Genomic DNA, 1,883 nt, shown 5'->3' with positions numbered 1-1,883 from the left:
GCGGCCAGCTGCCAGGCCCGGGACCGGCTGGCCAGCAGGACGCTCCGGTCGCTGGCCGCGATCGGCTTCAAATAGGCCAAAGCCGACTTGACCGGCTCGGCCATCATGCTCGGCAAGTCCCGCTCCCACAGGTTGCGGGCTTCGGCCAGGCCAGGCTTGGTTGCCTGAGTGAGGACCGCGTAAATTTCCTCGCGGCTGCTGCTGACTTCTGCCTGCCGGCTGGCAGCGGCCTGCTGCTCTTCGGCATTCTGCTGGGCCAGTTCGGTAGCTCCGCCCTTTTGCCCGTACAGGCGCTGGTTCAGCTGGAAAACGTGCCGCGGGCTCAGCTCCTGGCCCGGCCGCTGGCTGAGCTGCTTGAGCTGCTGGGAGAGCTGGTGGACCTGGTCTTTCAGCAGCTTGATCTGGCGCTCAATCGCCGGATCTGCCGCTGGGGCGGAAGCAGGCGCCGCGGCTGCTGGCCGGGGCTGGCTGGCCTGGACCAGGAAGACTTCCAGCGGAATCTGCTGCTGGTTGGTAAAGCGCAGGCTGCCCAGGGCCTCATTGGCCTGGTCGATGATCTGGCAGAAGCGGTCCGGGCTCTGCTGGGAAATCTTGTCAGCAAAGTCAGCGGCCAGGAACTCGCCCTGGCCCGTTTTGCCAAAAAGCATGGCCTGCACGGCCAGGGAAATGATCTCATTTAAAATGTTCTGGGCGCTGGCGCCGTCTTGCACCGCGGCCCGGGCCAGATCCAGGGCCTGCTGGCTGTCGCCGGCCAAAATGGCCAAAAGCAGCTGCTCGATCTGTTCCTGGGCGGCAAAGCCGGTGACTTCCAAGGCATCTTCGTAGCGGACCTCGCTTTTTTCAAAAGACAACAGCTGGTCCAGGATGCTCAAAGCGTCCCGCATCCCCCCGTCGGCAACCTGGGCGATCACCTTGAGGGCCCGGTCCTCGTACTTGACTCCTTCCTGGCCCAGGATGTACTCCATCCGCTTGACCATGGCCTCGTTTGAGAAGCGCTTGAAATTGTAGCGCTGGGTCCGGGAAATGATCGTGGCCGGCACCTTTTGCAGCTCAGTCGTCGCCAAAATAAAGACGACGCTGGCCGGCGGCTCTTCCAGGGTCTTTAAGAGCGCGTTGAAGGCCGACATCGACAGCATGTGCACTTCGTCGATGATGTAGACCTTGTACTTGCCTTCAGTCGGCGCGTAGTGGACCTTGTCCAGCAGGTCCCTGATTTCGTCAACGCTGTTGTTGGAGGCAGCGTCCATTTCGACGATGTCCGGCATTGCCCCCTGGTCGGCCGCCAGGCAGTTGCTGCACTGGTTGCAGGGTTCACCGTCTTGAGGGTTTAGGCAGTTCAAGGCCTTGGCGAAGATCTTCGCGCAGGAGGTCTTGCCCGTGCCGCGCGGTCCGGCAAAAAGAAAGGCATGCGACACCTTGCCGCGTACTATTGAATTCTTGAGGGTATCGGTAATGGCTTCCTGCCCAACCACATCATCAAAGGTGCGCGGGCGCCATTTGCGATACAAAGCTTGATAAGCCAATACGTCCTCCTCGTAATAAAAAAGCCCCTAGCCCCGAAAAGAGCTAAGAGCCTGTTAATTGCTAAATAAAGGGCACATGCCCAAGCGACCTTAGTGCTGCTACCTTCCGGTCCTGACACGCTTCGGAGGTCGAACATTGCCCAACTAGTATTGTAACCTAAACTAATTCTTTTGGCAATTTTCCTGGGCTTTTTTTGCCATTTTTTGCTTGCGGCGGATTTCCCGGAAAAAATCCTTCAGCAGCTGTCCCCCCTGCTCCTTGTACAGGCCGCGGACCACCAGCGGGTGGTGGTTGAATTTGGCAACGCTGAAGAGGTCGACGACGCTGCCGGCAGCGCCGGCCTTGGGGTCCATGGCCGC

Annotated in this window: 1 protein-coding gene, 1 other RNA gene and 1 pseudogene; all 3 read right to left on the bottom strand. The window is 59.9% G+C overall.

The genetic code is table 11. The annotated features are described in order from the left end of the window. Positions 1–1,523: DNA polymerase III subunit gamma/tau (gene dnaX, locus lacNas_RS08290; RefSeq protein WP_201331420.1), on the bottom strand; the 1,523-nt coding region annotated here is incomplete at its 3' end. 53 nt (positions 1,524–1,576) lie between these two features. Then, positions 1,577–1,676, bottom strand: an RNA gene (ffs, locus tag lacNas_RS08285) — signal recognition particle sRNA small type. Between the two features lie 9 nt (positions 1,677–1,685). Then, a pseudogene (locus lacNas_RS08280) lies at positions 1,686–1,883 on the bottom strand (tRNA-specific adenosine deaminase); the annotation flags it as partial.

It is taken from the genome of Lactobacillus nasalidis (genome assembly GCF_016587775.1).
In the GTDB taxonomy this organism is placed as follows: domain Bacteria; phylum Bacillota; class Bacilli; order Lactobacillales; family Lactobacillaceae; genus Lactobacillus; species Lactobacillus nasalidis.
The sequence above is the reverse complement of the archived record's forward strand: the minus strand, read 5'-3'. Positions and strand labels throughout refer to the sequence as shown.